General features: G+C 71.7%; 21 protein-coding genes. 9 read left to right on the top strand and 12 right to left on the bottom strand.

Features of this window, described 5'->3' with window-relative positions; all coding sequences use genetic code 11:
* Positions 1-44 precede the first annotated feature (44 nt).
* A complete protein-coding gene (locus Psi01_RS26810) occupies positions 45-395 on the top strand; it encodes a MerR family transcriptional regulator (protein WP_204066884.1) in 351 nt (116 codons plus the stop codon).
* Positions 396-503: 108 nt separating this feature from the next.
* Positions 504-1,475 carry an NAD(P)-dependent alcohol dehydrogenase gene (locus Psi01_RS26805; RefSeq protein WP_204066883.1) on the top strand — a complete coding sequence of 324 codons (972 nt, stop codon included), beginning with the start codon at positions 504-506 and terminating at the stop codon, positions 1,473-1,475.
* Positions 1,476-1,505: 30 nt separating this feature from the next.
* Here the strand turns inward: Psi01_RS26805 and Psi01_RS26800 are convergent, their stop codons facing one another.
* Positions 1,506-1,721 (bottom strand): helix-hairpin-helix domain-containing protein, encoded by a 216-nt coding sequence (locus Psi01_RS26800; RefSeq protein ID WP_204066882.1) that lies wholly within the window; start codon positions 1,719-1,721, stop codon positions 1,506-1,508.
* Between the two features lie 78 nt (positions 1,722-1,799).
* Here Psi01_RS26800 and Psi01_RS26795 point away from each other — a divergent pair, with 78 nt between their 5' ends.
* Positions 1,800-2,084, top strand: coding sequence for a hypothetical protein (locus Psi01_RS26795; protein WP_204066881.1), 285 nt, complete (start codon positions 1,800-1,802; stop codon positions 2,082-2,084).
* A gap of 82 nt (positions 2,085-2,166) precedes the next feature.
* Complete coding sequence (locus Psi01_RS26790) at positions 2,167-2,526, top strand: hypothetical protein (RefSeq protein WP_204066880.1); 360 nt, start codon at positions 2,167-2,169, stop codon at positions 2,524-2,526.
* Between the two features lie 58 nt (positions 2,527-2,584).
* On the opposite strand, the gene Psi01_RS26785 is transcribed toward Psi01_RS26790, so the two are convergent.
* Together Psi01_RS26785 and Psi01_RS26780 are read right to left on the bottom strand one after the other, a co-directional pair.
* Positions 2,585-3,502, bottom strand: coding sequence for an Imm10 family immunity protein (locus Psi01_RS26785; RefSeq protein ID WP_204066879.1), 918 nt, complete (start codon positions 3,500-3,502; stop codon positions 2,585-2,587).
* Positions 3,503-3,504: 2 nt separating this feature from the next.
* Entirely contained in the window at positions 3,505-6,189 is a 2,685-nt protein-coding gene (locus tag Psi01_RS26780; protein WP_204066878.1) for a DUF7824 domain-containing protein, read from the bottom strand.
* Between the two features lie 175 nt (positions 6,190-6,364).
* Here Psi01_RS26780 and Psi01_RS26775 point away from each other — a divergent pair, with 175 nt between their 5' ends.
* On the top strand, positions 6,365-7,183 hold the full coding sequence (locus Psi01_RS26775; protein WP_204066877.1) for a hypothetical protein: 819 nt from the start codon (positions 6,365-6,367) through the stop codon (positions 7,181-7,183).
* A gap of 117 nt (positions 7,184-7,300) precedes the next feature.
* Here the strand turns inward: Psi01_RS26775 and Psi01_RS26770 are convergent, their stop codons facing one another.
* Positions 7,301-8,146: a nucleotidyltransferase domain-containing protein gene (locus tag Psi01_RS26770; protein WP_204066876.1), complete on the bottom strand. Its 846-nt coding sequence runs from the start codon at positions 8,144-8,146 to the stop codon at positions 7,301-7,303.
* Between the two features lie 262 nt (positions 8,147-8,408).
* Positions 8,409-8,795, bottom strand: a complete 387-nt coding sequence (locus tag Psi01_RS26765; protein WP_204066875.1) for a winged helix-turn-helix transcriptional regulator — start codon at positions 8,793-8,795, stop codon at positions 8,409-8,411.
* Positions 8,796-8,857: 62 nt separating this feature from the next.
* On the opposite strand from Psi01_RS26765, the gene Psi01_RS26760 reads away from it, so the two are divergent.
* A complete protein-coding gene (locus Psi01_RS26760; RefSeq protein WP_204066874.1) occupies positions 8,858-9,253 on the top strand; it encodes a YybH family protein in 396 nt (131 codons plus the stop codon).
* A 138-nt stretch (positions 9,254-9,391) separates the two neighbouring features.
* Here the strand turns inward: Psi01_RS26760 and Psi01_RS26755 are convergent, their stop codons facing one another.
* The 4 genes from Psi01_RS26755 to Psi01_RS26740 all read right to left on the bottom strand — a co-directional run bounded on the left by Psi01_RS26755 (position 9,392) and on the right by Psi01_RS26740 (position 14,152).
* Positions 9,392-10,921 carry a carboxylesterase/lipase family protein gene (locus Psi01_RS26755; RefSeq protein ID WP_204066873.1) on the bottom strand — a complete coding sequence of 510 codons (1,530 nt, stop codon included), beginning with the start codon at positions 10,919-10,921 and terminating at the stop codon, positions 9,392-9,394.
* A 161-nt stretch (positions 10,922-11,082) separates the two neighbouring features.
* Positions 11,083-11,532 carry a hypothetical protein gene (locus Psi01_RS26750; RefSeq protein WP_204066872.1) on the bottom strand — a complete coding sequence of 150 codons (450 nt, stop codon included), beginning with the start codon at positions 11,530-11,532 and terminating at the stop codon, positions 11,083-11,085.
* Positions 11,533-11,943: 411 nt separating this feature from the next.
* The gene (locus tag Psi01_RS26745) at positions 11,944-13,131 is read right to left on the bottom strand and encodes an RtcB family protein (RefSeq protein ID WP_204066871.1); all 1,188 of its coding nucleotides are present in this window, start codon (positions 13,129-13,131) and stop codon (positions 11,944-11,946) included.
* Positions 13,132-13,282: 151 nt separating this feature from the next.
* Positions 13,283-14,152, bottom strand: coding sequence for a UbiA family prenyltransferase (locus tag Psi01_RS26740; RefSeq protein ID WP_239128039.1), 870 nt, complete (start codon positions 14,150-14,152; stop codon positions 13,283-13,285).
* 229 nt (positions 14,153-14,381) lie between these two features.
* On the opposite strand from Psi01_RS26740, the gene Psi01_RS26735 reads away from it, so the two are divergent.
* Genes Psi01_RS26735 through Psi01_RS26725 form a run of 3 tightly spaced genes read left to right on the top strand, consistent with a single transcriptional unit; the run spans position 14,382 to position 17,095 of the window.
* Entirely contained in the window at positions 14,382-15,488 is a 1,107-nt protein-coding gene (locus Psi01_RS26735; protein ID WP_204066870.1) for a type III polyketide synthase, read from the top strand.
* 7 nt (positions 15,489-15,495) lie between these two features.
* Positions 15,496-16,044, top strand: coding sequence for an isoprenylcysteine carboxyl methyltransferase family protein (locus tag Psi01_RS26730; protein WP_204066869.1), 549 nt, complete (start codon positions 15,496-15,498; stop codon positions 16,042-16,044).
* Between the two features lie 37 nt (positions 16,045-16,081).
* Complete coding sequence (locus Psi01_RS26725) at positions 16,082-17,095, top strand: NAD(P)/FAD-dependent oxidoreductase (RefSeq protein WP_204066868.1); 1,014 nt, start codon at positions 16,082-16,084, stop codon at positions 17,093-17,095.
* A 135-nt stretch (positions 17,096-17,230) separates the two neighbouring features.
* Here the strand turns inward: Psi01_RS26725 and Psi01_RS26720 are convergent, their stop codons facing one another.
* The 3 genes from Psi01_RS26720 to Psi01_RS26710 all read right to left on the bottom strand — a co-directional run bounded on the left by Psi01_RS26720 (position 17,231) and on the right by Psi01_RS26710 (position 20,850).
* On the bottom strand, positions 17,231-17,740 hold the full coding sequence (locus Psi01_RS26720) for a hypothetical protein (protein ID WP_204066867.1): 510 nt from the start codon (positions 17,738-17,740) through the stop codon (positions 17,231-17,233).
* Positions 17,741-17,888: 148 nt separating this feature from the next.
* Positions 17,889-18,857 carry a hypothetical protein gene (locus Psi01_RS26715; protein WP_204066866.1) on the bottom strand — a complete coding sequence of 323 codons (969 nt, stop codon included), beginning with the start codon at positions 18,855-18,857 and terminating at the stop codon, positions 17,889-17,891.
* A 157-nt stretch (positions 18,858-19,014) separates the two neighbouring features.
* A complete protein-coding gene (locus tag Psi01_RS26710) occupies positions 19,015-20,850 on the bottom strand; it encodes an AMP-dependent synthetase/ligase (protein ID WP_204066865.1) in 1,836 nt (611 codons plus the stop codon).
* Positions 20,851-21,042 lie beyond the last annotated feature (192 nt).

Below are 21,042 nucleotides of genomic sequence, written 5' to 3'. Positions count from 1 at the left end.
TTTCACATCGGTGTGAAGGTCAAGTCCCCCTGGGAGGGAATGCGATGTGGATCGGTGAGCTGTCCCGGCGGACCGGTGTGAGCACCCGCCTGCTCCGGTACTACGAGGAGCAGGGTCTGCTCCATCCGGAACGGGACGGCAACGGTTACCGCCGCTACCGGCCCGAAGCCGTCGAACGGGTCGGGCGCATCCGCGAGCTGCTGGCGGCGGGCCTGCCCACCGAGACGATCCGCGGCTTCCTGCCGTGCGCCGAGAACGGGCCGGGGCCGTCCGGCTGCGCCGGCTACATCGACATGCTGGACTCCCACCGCTCGCGCCTGGCCCGGGACATCGCCGAGCTGCAGCGCCGCCACGAGGCTCTGAGCGCCTACGCCTCGGCCCTGCGCTCGGAATGAACCGGGCTCGTCCGCGGATGTCCCATGCCGATTTCCGGCCGTATTCGGACGCGGACCGGCGAAAAGGAAAATCGAAGCGGGCCACCGTAAGGTGGCTACAATCCAATCATGAAGGCCGCAGTCCGCAGCAGATATGGCCCGCCGGAAGTGATAGGCCTCTCGGAGGCGGAGAAACCGGCCATCAAGGATGACGAAATTCTCGTCAAGATCCACGCGACGACGGTCAACCGCACGGACTGCGCGCTGCGGGCGGCCAAGCCCTTCTTCTGGAGGCTTTCCACCGGGCTCATCCGGCCCAGGGCAAGGATCATCGGGACCGAGTTCGCCGGAGAGATCGAGGCGGTGGGCGCCGGAGTCACGTCCTTCAGGACCGGTGACAGGGTGTTCGGATACAACGACCGCGGCTTCGGGGCCCACGCCCAGTACATGGCGATCCACCGGGACGGCATGCTCGCGGCCATGCCGGCGGGCCTGACCTACGAGGAGGCCGCGCCCAGCACCGAGGGCGCGCAGTACGCCCTCGCGATGATCAGGACGGCGAAGGTCCGCAGCGGGCAGAGCGTCCTCGTCTACGGCGCGACCGGGGGCATCGGCTCCGCGGCGGTCCAGCTCCTGAAGAGCAGGGGCGCCGCGGTGACCGCGGTCTGCGCCACCAAGGACGTCGGGCTGGTCACGGGCCTGGGCGCCGACCGGGTCGTCGACTACACAGCCGGGGACTTCACGAAGGACGAGCAGGAGTACGACGTCGTCATCGACGCGGTCGGCAAGAGCACCTTCGGCCGATGCAAACGGCTGCTGAAACCGCGCGGGATTTACGTCTCGTCCGAGCTGGGGCCCATGGCGCAGAATCTTTTCCTGGTTCTCCTCACTCCCATTCTCCGCGGCAGGAGGGTCGTTTTCCCATTTCCGCGGAACGGCCCGGAGATGGCGCGGCACTTCAAGGAGCTGATCGAGTCCGGCCAGTTCAGGCCGGTCATCGACCGGCGTTATCCGCTGGACGAGATAGTCGAGGCCCACCGGTATGTCGAGACCGGCCAGAAGACGGGAAACGTCGTGATCGTCGTCGACCACCCGGAATAGGCCACCCGGAACGGGCGGCGCCTCCCCCGGTCAGGATTCGCCGGCGAACGACATACCCCTGGCCGCGAGCTCCTCGCGCAGGATCGCGACGCCCTTCTTCCCCATGCCGTGGAGCTTGAGGAGCTCGGCGGGAGTGGTCCGCGTCAGCTGCTCGAACCGCGTGTAGCCGTTGAGGGCCAGCGCCCGCTGCGCCGGCCTGCCGATCCTGCTGGGGAACTCGGTCTCCGGGGGTTCTTCAGCCGCCATCGATGGTTCTCCTCACCTCGGAGGGACGCCGGGTCGCGGATGGCATCCTATGTGAACGACGATCAGAGGAGATCACCCATGACCATCCACCCTCCCGGTCCCCGGCCCGCGCCCCGGCGCACCCCGCTCAGCGCGGACGAGAGGGCCCGGGGCGAGGCGAACTTCTCCCCGCTCGTCGCCGAGACGCTGGTCGCCGAGGGGCGCTTCAGGGTGACCGCCGAGACCCCGGAGACGGTGGAGCTGTTCCAGGCGGTCGCCCGCAGGGTGGGTGACATGCTCCAGCGGCCCGTGGTCAGTTACGCCAACGGCAGGGACATCGTGATCACCTTCGGCCGGGAGGAGAGCCCCGGTCTCACCCACTGAAATCCTCTGAAATTGGGCCTTATGGGGTCATGTTGACTGACATACTGACTCCGCCCAAACAGTGATCAAGGGGACCGATTCGATGCGCACCTCCGTGAAGTCAGCCCTCGCCACACTCTGCCTCCTCGCCGCGTCGACGGTGTTCGCGCCGTCCGCCTCCGCCGAGACCCGCCACACGTGCCGGCCGGACTACTGGACCAACAAGTGCGCCAGCGGCTACACCCCGGCCAGGACCGACCTGCACCGGGTCTGGATCGGCCTCGACACCACCTCCATCGCCACCTGGGAGGTCTGGGACCGCGAGACCGGAGTGCGGGTCGGCCGCGGCGAGGTGGGCCCCGACAAGAGCTTCCGCACCGGGATCTACGGCCTCTACGGCAAGAAGTACCAGCTGACCATCAAGGCGGACTGGGGCACGTACGGGTTCATCTGCGACTGCTGAGCCGGCCTTCAGCCGGTACGGCAGGCCCTGTCCGGCGGCGACCGCCGCCGGACAGGCGTCAGAAGCCGATCAGTTCCGGCGGCCCGGCGGCGGAACGCAGGACGGCGGGCACCGTGGTGCGCAGTTCGGCGATCGTCTCGGGCGGCAGGTCGAGGCGGACCTCGAAGACGGTCTCGGTCTCCAGCAGGTCGGCCGCCTCGCAGGTCAGCTCCAGCCTGAGCACGGCGCCGTCCAGCGTGATGGAGCGCACGCCCCCGCCGGTGTTGCGCATGCCGTGGCGGGCCACCCAGCAGGCCCCCTTGTAGCAGCCCATCGCGAGGTGCTCTTCCCGGACCTCGTCGGCCTGATCCGCCAGATGGAGAATGTGCCGGCCGTGCTCCCGGTCCTGACCGAACGCACTGGCGGTCATGGCCGTGTCCGGGACGTAGACCAGTTCCCCGGCGATCGGCAGCGGATGCCGCAGCAGATGGTCGCCCAGGTGTTCGGCGAGGTGGCTGCCCCACCTGTCGTAGCGCTCGCCGTACGCGACGGGCAGCTCGACGGGGACGGCGCTCGGCAGCGCGGCCAGCAGCCAGCCGGGCGGCTCCCGGCGGGGGAAGAGGGTCAGCTCCGCCAGCGCCGCCGCCGGAGGCACGTCCTCGAACGGCGGCGCGTATGAGTCGGTCCGGCCGGTGTAGGCCCTGCCGCCGGGCGCGAACTCCAGCTCGCAGGTGAACCAGGTGCCGGTGCCCGCCTGGTAGGACAGCTCGCGCAGGCGCCGGAACGGCTCGTCCATGCCCTCCGCGGTGATCGCTTCGCCGTCCCGGATGACGACGGTCCGCGCGTGCGCCCCGATCCGGTCATGGCGTACGGCCAGCCGCGACCAGCCCGGCGCGGCGGCGGCGCGGGCGAGGTCGCCGATCTCCATCCGCCTGCCGTGGGCCTCGTCGTTGCGGGAGTGCCAGTTCCCGCCCCGCCGGTTCCGCTCGGACTTCATGATCATCCCTCCTGGCCGGCGCCGACGGTGCCGTCTGTCCGGGCCGTGCCGCCTGTTCCTCCGCCATCGCCCGTTCCTCCGCCATCGCCCGTTCCGCTGCCGTCGCCCGTTCCTCCGCCGTCGCCGGTGAGCAGGTCGTGCAGGCGGCGGACCTCGCGGAGCAGTCCGCTGTTCCCCTTGCGGGCGGCCATGTCACGCACCTCGGGGATCTCGCCGCGCGCGCCGCACCACTCGGCGGTCACGGCGGCGAGCGTGACGAACCCGGCCAGTCCGTTGCGCGGGCGCTCACCCGGTGCGGGCAACAGCACGGGCAGCGCCGTAGCGGCGATCCGCCACACGTGTGCGTACGCTCCCCGCCTGGCCGCGGCGTCGAGCGCGGCGATCATGTCGATCATCCGGACCTGGCCGCTGGCCACCAGGAGCCCGGCCTGGCGGCCGATCTCGTCGGCGGGCAGTTCGCCCCGCGCGGCGACCTCCAGGAGCACCTCCACCGACCCGGGCATGTTCGGATCACCCAGAATACGGGCGAGCACCACCGCGAACGCCGCGCCGGCCGGGCCCTCGGCCCTGGCGAGCTCGCGTGCCTGTCCCGGCCCGACAAGGGTTTCGTCCCAGAAGCGCCTGAGCACATGAGGCATGAGGTAGGCGGCGGCGACCTCGCGGTGCGAGGGCAGCATCGAGGGCCACCAGTCGCGGTGGCGGACCTCGTCCCAGTGCCGGGGGACGCCGAGCACCAGGTCGACCAGTGGCAGGCCGGTGGGCGCGGCGGTGGCCGTCGGCTCCAGGCGCACGTCGTGATGGCGGTCGCGGCTGTGCCAGTCGTGATCGCCGCCCTGTTCCCCGCACCTCCACTTCAGCTCGATCGCGACCTCCGGGCAGGTCCACGCGGCGAGGATCCGGCCCGCCGGGGACGTCAGCCGGGCCGCCCGCTCCATCGCCTCGGGATCCGGAGTGCGAGGCAGCCGCAGCAGCGCCTGCTGGAGGTCGGCGGCCAGCGGTTTCGCCCCGGCCGCCTCGACGGTCTCCAGCCGCCGGACCAGCTCGGCCGCCGTCACGTGCCCCGTGTCGTGCGTGGGCGTGGCCAGCAGCAGCGGCGGCAGGGTGTCCTCCTCGGCGGCCCGCAGGACCTCGGCCGCGCGGTGCAGCAGGAGGAGGTGCGGGGCGGCCCGGGTCGTCTTCGGCATGAAGCGCCGCCAGGCCTCCCGGGCAGGCGCGGTCGCGGTCAGGGCGTGCACGGCGCCCCAGAACCACTCGGCGATCCTGTCCCAGGACTCCTTGCGGTACCGGTCGGAGGTCACCGGGTGCTTCAGCATCTCCGACATCCGGGGGCGCAGCACTGCCACCACGCCCGCCCGGTCGCGGCCGGCAAGCGTGACGAACCCGGCCAGCAACCGCTCCCACGACTGCCAGGAGCGCGCCCCGTCCACCATCGACCGGCTGAGCTCCTCGACGGACTCGATCGGGGGCTCGACGCGGCGGGCGCGCTCGGGTGCGGCGGGCAGCGGCGGCGGAACGAACGCGGCCTCGGCCTCGGCCACCGTGCCGCCCCCGAACGCCGCGACGGCCCGGCGCCCCAGATGGGACGGGAGCAGCTCGATCGCCTCCCGTACGGCGGCGCGCCCCTCCTCGCCCATGCCGGCCGCGTGGGCGACGGCCAGTTCGACGGCCTTCTCCTGCAGTTCGACGGAGTCGGCGGTGAACGCGCGGGCCAGCGGCACGGCGGCCGCGTCGGCGAGCGCGGGCGCACGCCGTACGGAACGGTCGAGCCACGACAGGCCGGCACGCACCAGCTTGCGCTCGGAACGGAACAGCAGCGCCTCCCACGCCTCGGCGAGCTCGTCGGCGGTGAGTCCCTCACAGGCGCGCAGGCACCTCGCGGCCGGTTCGGCCACCGGGCCGGGAGAGGCGGCCAGCAGGCTCAGATAGTCGCGGGCCCGGGGAGCCGTCTCCGCGGGCGAGGGGTCCAGCGCCTCGTGCAGGCGGACGAAGAACCGCAGGTCGATGACCGTGCCGCCGAGCAGGAAGCGGCGCACGCAACCGTCGATCAGCGTCTCGCGCTTCACCCGGCCCTCGTCGGCCAGGGCCGGCAGCGCGCCCAGCCAGCCCGCGTCCGGATCCCTCTCCCACTGGAGCACCCGCCCCACGCCCTGGGCCTCGAACAGGCGCGGCAGCAGGTGGTCGAGGAGCGGGTCGGCGCCGAGACGCGAGGGACCCCGGTCCGCCCAGCCGGCCACCAGGGGATCGTGCGGCGGCGGTTCGACGCCGGTCTCGCGCAGCAGGGCCAGGGCGAGCGCCATGCCGCGATCGTCGGAGGCCCGCATCCGCAGCACCAGGCGTTCGGCCAGGTCGGCGCGCCAGCCGGCGGGCCGGTCGGCGAGCACGGCCAGGACGAGGTCCACGTCGTTGTCCGGGCCGGCCCACTGCGGCGCGAACTCACGCCGGTACAGCCAGGACGCCACGGCCGCCGCGCCGCCGAGGACCGCGGCGCCCGCCACCCGCAGCACGGCCGCGTAACCGACCAGGCCGTCGTCCCACCGTTCGAACCGGCCCCGCAGTTCCTTCAGCAGCTCCGGCAGCCGGGCCGCGACCTCCCTGCGGGCCTCGTCGTCCAGCCCCTTGACCCGTTCGGCGAGCCGGTCGGCATGCCGTCTCTCGATGAGATTCCTGATCTCGTCCCACTGATCCACAGGGGGGACGTTAACCACCCGTGCCGACATTCCCGCCTGGCCGCGGCGGCCGGACGCGGCGGAGCCGGATCCGGTTCCGCTCGCTTGTGTGTCTTTCGACAGGTAACGGAATGATGCGTTCCGATGGAGCGTCATGGTCCCTGAACGCAGACCAACCCAACCCGAGGAAAGAACAATGCGTATCCGTAAGAACCTGGCCCGCCTGGCGCTGCTGGCCGCCGCCTCCACCGCGGGCGCGGGCCTGCTGGCCACTCCGAGCCAGGCCGCCGTCAACTCCGCCGTCGAGATCAAGGTGGAGAGCGGCAGGACCGTGCTCGTCTACACCGGCTCCGACAACGCCAACCAGCTGCGGCTGAACAAGGAGGCCGGCGGCGTGGTGGTGGTCGACGACTCGGTGACCCTCACCCCCGGCGCCGGCTGCACCACGTTCGTCGACTCGACCCAGGCGCGCTGCAGCGCGGTCACCGAGATCCGCTTCAACCTGGGGGCCGGCAACGACCGCGCCGCCGTCCAGCGCACCTTCAACGGCGAGATCCGCGGCGGCTCCGGCGACGACACCTTCGCGCTCAGCTACGCCGACTCCGGCCTCAGCACGCTCCGGGTGATCGGCGACGCCGGCGCCCGGGACCACGCGGACTACCGGGGCATGGGCGAGGCGGTCAACGTGACCCTGGGCCTGGGCGCCAACGACGGGCGTCCCGCCAAGAACGACGCGGACTTCGTGCAGGTCGAGGACGTGACCGGCACCAGCTTCAGCGACACGCTGATCGGCGACCTCGCGGCGAACCAGATCAAGGGCCTCGGCGCCCGCGACACCATGCGGGGCGGCGCCGCCAATGACAAGATCTTCGCCAACGACGGGAACACCGAGACCCAGATCGACTGCGACAGCGGACTCGGCGCCCCCGGCACGGCCGACACCATCGTCGTCGACGACCGTGCGCTGGACAGCAGGATCAACTGCGAGCTGACCGAACGCGCCGGCGTGGAGTGACCCGCCCGAGGACTGCTCCCGACACAACCGCATATGCGCAAGACCCGCGCCGCAGCGACGGAACCTCCGCCGCTGCGGCGCAGGCGTCTTCCCGGCCGTCTGCGGGGATCTCCCTGCTCAGCCGGGCTCTCTCCGAAGGAGAAGAAGGTCGTCACCCCAGGCGTCCAGGACGGGACCGTGACCGGCGGCGCGTGCGAGCGGTTCCACATCCAGGAAGAGCCGGCGGGCGTCCTGCGGATCGGCGTGCGACAGGACGCCCTCCAGGAGCGGCAGCAGCCGTTCGTGATGCCAGGCGGGCGGCCCGAGGGGATGGTTCCGCAGTTCCCAGGCGAGATATCTGTTGTACGGCCGGACCCGGCCGCAGAGGGCGAAGACACAGCTCAGCAGCGGAGGAATGCTCTCCGCCGCGTCCAGGCGGGCTTCGGTGGCACGCCCGTCGCGGTGGTTCTTCAGCCAGCGGTAGACGCCGTTGACGAAGGCGTCCAGGGCGGCCGCGGCCGTCCGGCCGGCCTCGTGGGCCGACAGCGTCGCCTTGGCGGAGACGAGTTCGCCGATGAGACCGTCAGGCCGGTCTTTCAGGACGCGGGCATGGACGAAGGAGTATCTGTTCCACTCCGATCCCGATCCCGGCATCGCGTGGACGCGGAACTCCTCCAGGGACATGGTCACGACATCCAGCAGCACGTCGCGGCGCTCTTCACCGACCGGCCCGCCGTCGGCGGTGACCAGGTAGACGTCATAGTCGGAATGCCGCGTCGCCATACCCTGCCGCGCCCGGGACCCGCTCAGGATCATCCCGATGACGGCCGGGTCGGCATCGACACGCGAGAGGAGAGCGGAGAACTCCTCCCGCGCCGGGATGTCTGCGGTGTCGGCAGCATGGGCGGTATCAGCGGTGTCGACGGTATCGGCCACCGGGGCACTCCACCACGCCCCGCCCCGGGCGTCAACGACGGGCACCATCCTCAGTCCACCACCCGCCTCACAAACTCAACGATCTTCACGCACGGTGAGCCTGGTGTCGCCCACCCGTGAGGCACGTCCCCGGCAGAGCGGCTGCTGCCCACCCGGGCTGCGCCGTACCGCAGACGAGCCCGCCCGAGCCGCCAGGGCACACTCGGCGAAGGGCGTCGAGGAACACCGTCACGGTGGAGGCCACGACCTCGATTTCCATCGGGCCGAGGAGCCGACCAGGCCGGTCGGCAACGCTGGCCGAGCGTTCCGGTCACCCGGTGACCGGTGGCCGGTGCTGTACGCCCCAGTCCCACAGGGCTTGCAGGACGGGGCCGAGACGGCGCCCGTGCGGGGTGAGCGCGTAGTGGACCCGGGGCGGCCAGCCGGGCTGACGGCGGCGCTCGAGCACACCGGCCTCCGTCAGGTGCGCCAGCCGATCGGACAGGACCTTGTCCGACAGGGCGGGCAGGGCCTGGCGGAGTTCGGTGAAAGTACGGTCGCCTCGCAGGAATTCGCGGATCACCAGGGTCGTCCAGCGGCCGTGCAGGGCCGCGAGGGCGATCTCCACCGGGCAGGAGGGGGTCGGTTCGGCGACGTTCGCCCGAGGGTCGTCGGGCAGGCCCGGCCGGGCCGGGTAACCAACCGTTTGGTGAGTCACGAGAGCGCCTCCTAGCGTTGCCGCGTCTGACTGATTTCTACCTGCCGGAAGGACATGCATCGATGATGCGGCAGCTTGCCGAACGTCCCGAGGACGTGCCCGCGGTGTTCGCCGAACGCTTCAACACCGGTGACGCGAAGGCGGTGGCGGAGGTCTACGAGAACGGAGCGGTGTTCGTCCCGGAACCGGGCTCACCGCTGACCGGGCAGCAGGCCCACGCCGCCAACGAACGATTCCTGAGCCTCGGACTGCCGATCACCGTCCGGCCGCGGCACGTCTACACCACCGGCGACATCGCCCTGCTGATCGTCGACTGGGTCATCGACGGCACGGACCCCGACGGCCTCCCCGTGCGCATCGAGGGCACCGCCACCGACGTCGCCCGGCGCGGGCATGATGGGCACTGGCGGTATGTCATCGACAACCCCTTCGGTGTGAGACCGGGACCGGTGGAGTGAGAACGAGACTGCGGAAGCTGCACGTCGACGGGCACGAATTCGTGTGGAAGGCCGAAATCCGATGTGCGAGCGATGACGCCTACCCCAATCCTCGGATCGGCGATCGCGGGTCCGGAGCCTGCGGGAGTCGTGATCTTTTCAGTGCGCGAGCAGCGGGAGCGCCGGGAAGGTGTGGTCCTGCCACAGCAGCCGCGAAGTCTCCTCCGGGTAGGCGGTGACCGTCGGCGGCGTGTCGAGGAGCTGTGTGAGACGACTGTCGGCGTCGTACGGGGGCCAGCCCGGGTCGCCGTGAGCGGCGAACGCCGTCCATGCCCCGCGCATCCGCGCCGACAGCTCCTCGGCCGCCGGGGAGGGCGGGTCACCGATCAGCATGGCGGGCTGGCCGCTGGCGAGGTTGCCGAAGACGAGCGGCACGTCCAGGCCGTGGCAGGCGCCGAGGCCACCGCCCGATCCCGGGGCGGGCCAGGTCAGTTCGTAGAGGTGGGCCCGGCCGCCGCCGGCGATCTGCGCGTCGGCGAGGTGGAGGCTCGGCATGCGGAACAACCAGTCCGCGTTGACCAGTTCGTACAGCTCCTCGTCGGTCGCGGCCGGGAACGCCTCCCGGTACCGGCGCGCACCGTCCGGGCCGGGGGCGAGCAGGTGCAGAGCGGTCTCGGTCTGCTCGTGCGTGACCTGGCCGAGCACGCCGTCGATCAGGCTGAACAACCGGTGCTCGTCACGGGCGTGCCCGACGAGGAGTCCGACGTCCCGGGCGGCGCCGTCGGCCAGCGCCCGCCAAGGGGTCGCCGGCAGGACGTCGCCGTCGACGACCGGTGCGAACGGGATCGGCCGGAGTGCGATCTGCCCCCAGCGCTCGCGCCACTGGGCCGCCTTGGCGAAGATCGCGTCACCCGCGGCGGGCAGCCGGGCCGGGGCCACCGCCGACAGGCCGGACACCGTGGGCCGTACCCCCAGCTCGGCGGCGAAGGCCGCGGCGATGTCGGCGGCCAGTCCGGGAGAGAAGAACGTCCCCGGCACGCTCTGCGCGATCGCCCGGCGGAAGAGCCCGGCGGCGCGCGGCATGGCGAGCAGCGCGGCGACCGATCCGCCGCCCGCCGACTGCCCGAAGACCGTGACCCGGTCCGGGTCGCCGCCGAACACCCGGATGTTGTCCCGCACCCACCGCAGGGCCGCGACCTGGTCGAGCAGCCCCCGGTTGGCCGGGGCTCCGTCGATCTGCGCGAAACCCTCGACACCGAGACGGTAGTTGAGGGTCACCACCACGGCCCCGCTCCCGGCCAGGTGCCCGGCGTCGTATTCCGGCAGGCTGGAGTCGCCCATGGCGTAACCGCCGCCGGGGATCCACACCATCACCGGGAACCCCGCCGCCGGGTCCGGTTCCGGTGTCCAGACGTTGACCGTCAGCCAGTCGTCACCGGGGATGTCCCGGGACATCCCGAGCACGCCGGACTGCGGGGGCGGCGGGCCGTACGCGAGCGCCGGGCGCACACCGTCCCAGCCGCGCACCGGCCGCGGCGCGGCGAAACGGAGGGCGCCGACCGGCGGCTCGGCGAACGGGACGCCGCGGAAGACCGCCAGGCCCGCCTCCCTGCCGCCCCGGAGGACGCCGGCCGCCGTACGGACTTCCGGCTCGGACCCGGACGGCTCGCCGGATGCGGTGACGGCCATTCGACGGCTCCTCTCCGTTCCTGCTCGGCTGAGCATCCCAGCGCACGCCATCGGCGGGCAAACCATTTGATGGCAGTCCGCATGAGCATGAAGCCCGCGTTGAGCAGATCTTTAACGCTTTCGAGAAACGATCCCCGTCCGCTTTTCTGGAGAGGAACAGCTCATCGCGCCTTAACGAAGAAGGTCCGGCTCATCGATGGGAGGTAGTTCGTGACGCCGTCAAAGACGATCCGCCATGATCCGGCCTCTTTCGTCTTGGTCGTGGACCAGTGAAAGGGAATGCAACCCTGGACCCGCTTTTTGTCCTTCCACACCGCGGAACCCTTGGCCCTGAACTGGATGTGCAGATCCAGCACAGGACCGTGGCGCAGGCAGGTGTTCCACTTCGAGCCCAGCCACTCGACCCGACCTTGAACACGAAGCTCTTTGCCCGCTCGTTGGACCTTGACAGCGGCGAGCCTCGTCGGGTTGAACTGGACGTATCCGATGTCGGACACGCTGCGGACGTACCCTTCCGAACCGGGGAATATCGCGCGCCACTGACCGCTGCGGTTCACCTTGATCCGCTTGACGACCGCACCATCTTTACCGGACCGCACCGTGCCGACCACAACGGCACATAGAGTAATAAACCACCAAGGATGCTAAGGACTTTGGCGGATCGGTGTCAGGAACTGCTCGCCCGGACGGGGCGTGTGGCTGCGACAGGAGGGGCGCAGCCCCGCTCGGCCAGATAGGCATCCGGTGCGGGCGCAAAGGGTGTTGAGGTTGTCGGTCACACATCGATCCTCAGCACCTTTCGTCACGTGCGCCCTGGCGTGGCGGTCTGGCTTCTTCTGCCGTACGGCGCAGCGTGGGTGGGCAACACCCGCTCTGCCGGGGACGCGTCTCACGGGTGGGGCTGTCGACCGGCACGCATCGCCGTACTGCTCTCCGCTTTGTCGTGATCATGTGCGAGACGACGAGAGCCCGCACCGCGGGTCAGCGGGGGTTCCGCTTGCGGTGCGGGCTCTCGGAGCGTCTCAGCCCTTGATGCAGATGATCTGGCGCAGGTGGGCGACGACCTGGACCAGGTCGGTCTGGGCGGCCATGACCGACTCGATGTCCTTGTAGGCGGCGGGGATCTCGTCGATCACTCCGGTGTCCTTGCGGCACTCCACGCCCATGGTCTGGGCCTTGAAGTCCTCCAGGGTGAAGGTCTTCTTGGCCTTGTTCCTGCTCATCCGGCGACCGGCACCGTGCGAGGCCGAGTTGAACGCCGCGGCGTTCCCCAGGCCCTTCACAATGTAGGTGCCGGTCGCCATCGAGCCGGGGATGATTCCGAACTCGCCGGATCCCGCGCGGATCGCGCCCTTGCGGGTGACGAGCACATCCACGTCGTCGTACCGCTCCTCGGCCACGTAGTTGTGGTGGCAGGAGATCGGCTGCTCGAAGGTGATGCCGGGCAGGTGGCGCCGGAGCACGTCGCAGACCAGGGCCATCATGACCGCCCGGTTACGGCGTGCGTAGTCCTGCGCCCAGAACAGGTCCCTGCGGTAGGCGTCCATCTGCGGCGTGCCCCCGACGAACACCGCGAGATCCCGGTCCGGCAGGTCCTGGTTGTGCGGCAGGCGCCGCGCCTCCTCGATGTGGTGCTCGGCGAGTTCCTTGCCGATGTTGCGCGACCCGGAGTGGAGCACCACCCAGACCACGCCCTCGTCGTCGGCGCAGACCTCGAGGAAGTGGTTGCCGCCCCCGAGCGTGCCCATCTGCACCTCGGCGCGCTCCCTCTTCGGGCGCACGGACGAGGCCAGGCCGTCGAAGTCCTTCCAGAATTCCGCCCAGTCGGCGGTCTTGAAGCCGTGCAGCCTGGTCGGGTCGACCGGACGCTTGTGGTGCCCGAACCCGACCGGGACCGCCTGCTCCAGCTTGGAGCGCAGGTACGCCAGGTTGTCGGGCAGGCTGTCGACCTTGCAGGAGGTCTTCACCGCGGTCATCCCGCAACCGATGTCGACGCCCACCGCCGCCGGCGAGACCGCGTCCCGCATGGCGATGACCGAACCGACCGTGGCGCCCTTGCCGTGATGCACGTCCGGCATCACCGCGACCCCGTGCACCCACGGCAGGTTGGAGACGTTGCGCAGCTGCTGCACGACGTTCGGCTCGACCTCCGCGGGGTCGGCCCACATGCGGATTGGCGCCCGGCCACCCATCACCTCGTTGTACGTCATCTCCGCGTCGCCTCCCTCCGGTAGATCAAGCTGTGAACGGGACCAATAACGCCAGATGCGTGGTGTCCACGCAACCGAATTAATCAGCCCCGGAGGGTCTGAACAGCTGAAACACCCTGAATCTTCCCGTACGGCACCGCGACGCGCCGGGTCAGGGAGCGGTGATGCCGATGCCCTGGGCGAGCAGGAGAACGACGTCGACCGCCGCCACGGCGATGGCCGCCACGAAGGGGACGCGCGGCGAGCGGCCTCCCAGGACGAGACCGGCGCCCGCGAACACGCAGGCCGCGCCGAGAGCGGCCCAGGCGCCGGCGGCGGGCGGGCCGGGCGGGGCGAGGACGAGCAGGCCGGTCGCCAGCAGCAGCGGGAGCGGGATGAGCGCGCGGACGCGGGCGGGCCCGAGTCGTTGCGGCCATCCGCGTACGCCGGTGGCCAGGTCGTCGGAGATGTCGGGCAGGACGTTGGCCAGGTGGGCGCCGCAGCCGAGCAGCGCCCCGGCCAGGACGGCCCACCAGGCGGGCCACGGATGGCCGGGCAGCCCGAGCGCGACGAACGCGGGCAGCGACCCGAACCCCACGGCGTACGGGATCCAGGACAGCGCCGTGGCCTTCACTCCGAGGTCGTAGGCCCAGGCCGCGGCGACGCCGACGAGGTGGGCGGTCCCGGCGAGCACCCCGGAGGCCAGGGAGAGCGGCACGCACAGCGCGAGGGCGACGATCGCGGCGATCCGTACGGTCCGGACGCTCACCTCGCCGCTGACGATCGGCTTGTCCCGCCGTCCCGCCGCGGCGTCACGCCCGGCGTCCACGGCGTCGTTGCACCAGCCGATGGACAGCTGACCGGCGAGTACGGCCGCCGCCACCAGCGCGCATCCGGCGGCGTCACGCCCGCTCGCCACGGCCAGCGCCGTCGTCAGGAGCGTGACCGCGGCGGTCGGCCCGGGGTGGCAGGCCCGCGCCAGTCCCGCCAGCGCCGCCGGGCCGCGCCGGTGGACGTGCCGGGACTGTCCGCTCGTCGTCACGGGACCGATCTTAGAACTCCCCGCGGGAATCGGTCCCCCGCCGTACGGCGGCCGAGGACTCGGGGCGGGTGGAGTGAATGGCAGACCTGGGGGAATCCGGGGCGGCGGATGGTGCAGGCATGACAGCGGGGTGGGTGGGCAGGGAGCGGGGTGTTCGGGTGGCCTGTGGGCCGGGAGGTTCGGGTGACCGGGACTCGCGGGCGTTCAGATGGAGCCAGGAGTGTTCAGATTGAGCCGTATCGCCGCGGTCCGGGGTGCGCTTCCGCCGTACCGTTACTCCCAGGGTGAGATCGCGGACGCGTTCGCCCGGATGTGCCTGCCGGAGGGCGCGAGCCGGGGGCTGCTCGACCGTCTGTACGCGGGCGCGAAGGTCGGGCACCGCCATCTGAGCCTGCCGCTCGACCGGTACGACAAGCTCGACGGCCTCGGCGCGGCCAACGACGCGTTCATCGAGACCGCCGTCGAACTGGGGGCGGAGGCGGTCTGCGGCGCGCTGGAGGAGGCCGGGCTCACGCCGCGGGACGTGGACATGATCATGTTCACGTCGGTGACCGGGATCGCGGCGCCCTCGATCGAGGCGCGGGTGGCCGGCCGGATCGGGCTGCGCCCCGACGTCAAGCGGATACCGGTGTTCGGCCTCGGATGCGTGGCGGGCGCCGCCGGGATCGCCCGGGTCCACGACTATCTGCGCGGCTGGCCGGACCAGGTGGCCGTGCTGCTCTCGGTCGAGCTGTGCTCGCTGACCCTGCAGCGCGAGGACTCCTCCGTCGCCAACATGGTGGCCGGCGCGCTGTTCGGCGACGGCGCGGCCGCGGTGGTCCTGTGCGGCGACGAGGTCCTGCGTGGCGACGGCGGTGACGGCGACAACGGCGACGGCGGCGACGGGCGTCGCCCGGACGGGGCGGGACCCGCCGTGCTGGCCACCCGCAGTCATCTCTACCCCGGCTCGGAGGGGGTGATGGGCTGGGACGTCGGCGACACCGGCTTCCGGGTGGTGCTCGACGCGAGCGTCCCGGACGTCGTGCGCACCTATCTCGCCGATGACGTGCACGGCTTCCTGGCCGACCACGGGCTGACCGCCGAGGAGGTCACCGCCTGGGTGTGCCACCCCGGCGGGCCGAAGGTGCTGGAGGCCGTCTCCGAGGCCCTGCGGCTGCCGCCCGGCGCGCTGGACGTCACCTGGCGCTCGCTGGCCGAGGTCGGCAATCTGTCGTCCTCCTCGGTGCTGCACGTCCTGCGGGACACCCTCGCCCTGCGGCCCCCGCCGGGCACACCGGGCCTGCTCATCGCGATGGGCCCGGGCTTCTGTTCCGAACTCGTCCTGCTGCGCTGGTAGGGGTCCGATGTCCTCGACGTCCTGGTACCTGGTCCTCGTCTTACTGGTCGCCGTGGAACGCCTGGCCGAACTGGTCGTCGCCCGGCGCAACATGAGCTGGAGCCTGGCCCGCGGCGGCGTGGTCTCCGGCCGCGGGCACTATCCGTGGATGGTCCTGCTGCACACGGGCCTGCTGGCGGGCTGCCTGGCGGAGGTGTACCTGGCCGGGCGGCCCTTCATCCCGGCGCTGGGCTGGCCCATGCTCGCCCTGGTGATCGCCGCCCAGGGACTGCGCTGGTGGTGCATCACCACGCTGGGCCGGCAGTGGAACACCCAGGTGGTCGTGGTGCCCGGCCTGCCGCGGGTGACCGGCGGCCCCTACCGGCTGTCCTGGCTGCCCCACCCGAACTACGTCGCCGTGGCGGCGGAGGGCTTCGCGCTGCCCCTGGTCCACGGCGCGTGGGTCACCGCCGTGGTCTTCACCGTCTGCAACGCCGTCCTGATGGTGGTCAGGATCCGGTGCGAGGACGCGGCGCTGGCCTCGCTCGTCCCGGCGCCGGGACGGGCCCCGGCGTGACCGGCGTGACCGGCGGGCCGGCCGGCGGTGAACCGGCGTGATCGACGTTCTGGTCGCCGGCGGCGGACCGGCGGGCCTGGCCACGGCCATCCACGCGGCGGCGGCCGGGATGGAGGCGGTGGTGGTCGAGCCCCGGCCCGGGCCGGTGGACAAGGCCTGCGGGGAGGGCCTGATGCCCACCGGGGCCGCCGCGCTGCGGGAGCTGGGCGTCGAGGCGGAGGGCCGGCCGCTGCGCGGGATCCGCTACCTGGACGGGCGCCACGAGGCGCAGGCCGACTTCCGCGGCGGCCACGGGCTGGGCGTGCGCCGTACCGTGCTGCACGCCGCGCTGTCACGGCGCGCGGCGGAGCTGGGCGTGCGGGTCGTGCCCGGCAGGGTGTCGGAGGTACGGCAGCGCACCGACGGCGTCGAGGCGGCCGGGTTCACCGCCCGCTGGCTGGTGGCCGCCGACGGCCTGCACTCGCCGGTGCGGGCCCTGCTCGGGCTGGAGCTGCCCGGTCGCGGGCCGCGCCGGTACGGCCTGCGGCAGCACTACCCGATCGCCCCCTGGACCGACTTCGTGGAGGTCCACTGGGCGGCCGACGGCGAGGCGTACGTGACCCCGGTGGGCGAGAACCTGGTGGGGGTGGCGGTGCTGACCTCGCGGCGCGGCGCCTTCCCCGAACGGCTGGCGGCCTTCCCCTCACTCGCGGAACGGCTCGGCGGATCCGCCGCGACCCGGGTGCGCGGCGCCGGTCCGCTGCGTCAGCGGGTCCGCTCCCGGGTCGCCGGGCGGGTGCTGCTGGTCGGCGACGCGGCCGGGTACGTCGACGCGCTCACCGGTGAGGGGATCTCGCTGGCGCTGCAGTCGGCACGGGCCCTGGTCGGCTGCCTGCGGACGGGTACCCCGCAGGCCTACGAGTCGGCCTGGGCGCGGCTGTCGCGGCGGCACCGGCTGCTCACCGGCGCGCTCCTGTCGGCCCGGCGCCACCCCGCGACGGCCCGGCTGATCGTCCCGGCCGCGTACCGCGTGCCCGCGCTGTTCGGCGCGGCGGTGCGGGCCCTGCAGTGACGCCTCCGATGAGCTCCGCGGCGGTACGGCGGCCGCGGGAAGGCACGGGGAAGGCGCAGTGCGGGAAAAGGAACCGCCCGGCGTCCCCGAGGGGACACCGGGCGGTCGCAGGTGCCGGATCACCGGCCCGCCGCGTCAGCGGCGGCCGTAGACCTTCACCCAGTCCCTGGCCTCCGCGGGAGCCAGGCCCCTGGCGCCCTCGAAGATGACGCGGAAGGTACCGGTGGTGTAAGCCGGGACCTCGGTGTAGAAGCGCCCGTCACGACCGGTGCCGATCGTGTCGACGTAGTGCCACTTGTGCCGGCCCGCGGCACGGAACAGTACGACGATCTTCTGCCCCGCGGCCTCGCCGGTCCAGTCGCGCCGCGTGCGCTCGTCACACGGAACGTGGGAGGTCGCGTAGTCGGCTCCCTTGCCGCGCTCGGAGGGGCTGCACTCGTTCTCGACCTGGAGCTGGCCCTTCAGCGAGATGCGGTGGTGCTTGCGGACCGGGTTGGGGTCGGCGTGGAAGCCGGCGATCCGGGTGGTCTCGTCGTGGCGCGGCTCGGCCACGGCGGCGGACGCGGCCTGTGCCGGAACGACGACCGCGAGCGCGGAGGCGCTCATGGTCGCCGCTGCCAGTGCGGTGGCAAGGCGTCGCATCATATGGAAACTTCCTCTCCCCGTGAAGAAGCGCACCCCGGGACAGGATGCGCCTACCGTCAAAGACGCTTCAAGGTAGAGAAAAGTTGCTCTTGGGAAAAGACGAATCTATTGCAGTTCGGAAACAATCAAGGGCATTCGTTCCCGTTAACTACTGATTGTCGCTTTTGCCGATTTCGATGATCCGGCTCAGACCCGGAGCGAATCGCGGCGTCCCAGGAAAGCGGACCCGCCAGTCCCCACGACGGTGGTCTCGTACTTTCCTGGAGAAATATCCCATGCTGTCCGTTTTCGCCGAGGAGACTCTCTCCCAGCGGTCCGTCTCCTCCCGGCGGTAGAGGATGTCCACCGGCTGCTCGGCGAACGGGGCGTAGTCCAGATAGCCCTGCGGGTCCACCCGGTTCAGCACGCCCCTGACCGCCACGGCCCCATCCTCCTTGACCGCTTCGACCGCCCTGAACACGGTCTCCCGCCTCAGCCGGAACTCGAGGTGCTTGACGGCCACCGTGCCGTCCGCGCTCCTGGCGACGGCCGTGATCGTCCACCGGCCGGCCGGGTACCACCGGTTCAGCCGCTTCTCCGGCAGGAACCGCCAGGTCTCCCAGTCCTGCCCGACGCGCGCGGGAGGGCTCTGCGCCGGAGTGCCTCCCGGAGAGGGCGCCCCCGCGGACGGGACGGGCGTCTCGGGCACGGTCGGCTCGACCACGGGAGCGCTCGTCCCTCCGGACGAGGCCTCCGCCGAGGGAGAGGGCACCTCCTCGGACGAGGCGTCCCCCTCCGGTACGGACGGCTCCGCGCCGGGAGACCACAGTGAGGGGTCGGTCCCCGAGGACGGGGCCGGCGGCGGGACCGGGCCGGGTTCGGGCACGGGCGGGGGCTGGGAATGGGGCGCCGCACCGGGCTCGACCCGGACCGTCACCCCGTCGGGGCCGGACACCCCCCGGGCGACCACGTCGATCACCAGCCGTACGGCGTTGTCGGGACGGACCACCGGTTCGGCCGGGCGCAGGGTGATCGAGCGGATCACCGGGCTGCCCGCGGCGGCGGGCTGGGCCACGAGCAGTACCGGCAGGGCACAGGTCCCGGCGGCCAGGGACGCGAGAACACCTCTAACGGTCATGATCAGGACGTTATGAACCGCCCGGTAATGCCCGAGGGCCCGACACACGCCCGGTTGGCAAAACACCGGAAAACCGCCGCCCTCCCCGGCCCCCGCTCTCGCGGGAGAGGAGGGCCTGGGAAGCGGGGTCTCCGGGCGGTCAGGCTTCCCGCGGGGGTCAGCCCTCGTACATCTCGGCGATGACCTCGGCGTACTTGGCGTGGATGACGCGGCGCTTGAGCTTCAGGCTCGGGGTGAGCTCCTCGGTCTCGGCCGTCCACTCCACCGGCAGCAGGCGCCAGCGCTTGACCTGCTGGACCCGGGCGAGCTTCTCGTTGGCCGCCTCGACCGCCGCCTCCACGGCCTTGAGGACGTCGGGGTGCGCGGCGAGCTCGGCCAGGCCGGTGAAGGCGATGCCGTTGGCCTGCGCCCAGCCGGGGGCGACCTCGCCGTCGAGGGTGAGCACGGCCACCGGGTACGGCCTGCCGTCGCCGAAGGCGAGGGCCTGGCCGATGAGCGGGTGCTCCTTGAGGTAGTTCTCGATGTTGGCCGGGGAGATGTTCTCGCCGCCGGCGGTGATGATGAGCTCCTTCTTCCGGTCGACGATCTTGACGAAGCCGTCCTCGTCGATGGAGCCCACGTCACCGGTGTGCAGCCAGCCCTCGGCGTCCAGGAGCTCCTGGGTGGCCTCCGGCCGGTTCAGGTAGCCCTTGGTGTTGAGCGGGCTGCGGGTGAGGATCTCGCCGTCCTCGGCGATGCGGACCTCGACTCCGGGCTCGGCGCGGCCGACGGTGCCGAGCTTGTAGTGCTCGGGGCTGTTGGCGGTGAAGGCGCCCGTCGTCTCGGTCATGCCGTACACGTCCAGGAGCTTCATGCCCAGGCCCGCGAAGAAGCGCTGCACCTCCAGCGGCATGGGGGCGGCGGCGGTGGCCAGCCAGCGGGCGTTGTCGAAGCCGATCATGGACCGGATGATCGACAGGAGCGCGGCGTCGGCCTGGTCGTAGGCCTGCTGGATCTCCGGCGTCACGGTCCGGCCGTACTGGCCGGCCTCGACGTAGGCGAGTCCGGCGGCCATGGCCTTGCGGACGTTCTCCTGCTGCTCCTCCGGCTGGGTGGCCAGCAGGGCCTGCAGGCGGGCCATCATCTTCTCCCACACGCGGGGGACGCCGAAGAACAGGACCGGCTTGACCTTGCCGAGCGTCGCGCCCAGGTTCGCCAGGTCGGTGCAGAAGTGGACGTGGGAGACCTTGAACAGCGGCAGGTACAGGCTGAGCACCCGCTCGGCGATGTGCGCGTAGGTGAGGTAGGAGATCTGGGTGCCGAGGGTGGGCAGCGAGGTCATCCGGTCGGTGGCGCCCACCTCGAAGAACACGTTCGCGTGGGTGAGCGGCACGCCCTTGGGGTTGCCGGTGGTGCCCGAGGTGTACAGGACCGTCAGCACGTCGTCGGCCCCGACCGCCTGCCAGCGGGCGTCGACGGCGGCCGGGTCCGCGGCCAGGCTCTCCCGGCCCAGCGCCAGGAAGTCGTCCCAGCCGATGAACCGGTCGCCCTCCGGGGCGCCTTCGAGCATCACGACCTTGGTGAGCCCGGGTAGCTCCTCCAGGATCGGCTCCCAGCGGGCCAGCTCGGCCGGGCCGCCCAGGACCGCGACCTTGGCCCCGACGTCGCCCGCGACGAAGGCGACCTGGTCGGGGGCGAAAGTGGCGTAGACCGAGCACGGCACGGCCCCGGCGTGCACGGCGCCGAGGTCGGCCAGCACGTGCTCGCTGCGGTTGACCATCATGAGGGCGACGGCGTCACCGCGCCCTACGCCGAGCGCGGCGAACCCTGCCGCGATCTCCAGGACCCGCTGCCGGGCCTCGGCGTAGGTCAGGGTCCTCCAGCCGTCCCCGTCCGGATCGGAGTAGGCCGGCGCGTCCGGATTGCTCTCCGCTGCCTGCTTTAGCTGCTCGCACACGGTACGGCCCGCGATCGTCTCCTGGATAGAGATGCGTTCCGCAAGGACATCGGCCATGACGCGCCTCCAGAAAGTGCTTACTTGCACGATTGGGATGCATCGCACCACACGAGGTCAGCCCACACAAGACCCCGGCGGCAACACCTCGGCGACAACGCCCCCGCCGGCACGGGGTCACGCCCGCCCGCGGCGCCGTACGGCGGTCACCCGCAGTGCCGCCCCGGCGACGCTCCGGGGCACCGGAGTGTC

It is taken from the genome of Paraplanobispora siamensis, assembly GCF_016863175.1.
Classification (GTDB): domain Bacteria; phylum Actinomycetota; class Actinomycetes; order Streptosporangiales; family Streptosporangiaceae; genus Planobispora; species Planobispora siamensis.
This window is presented reverse-complemented; position numbering and strand designations above follow the sequence as displayed.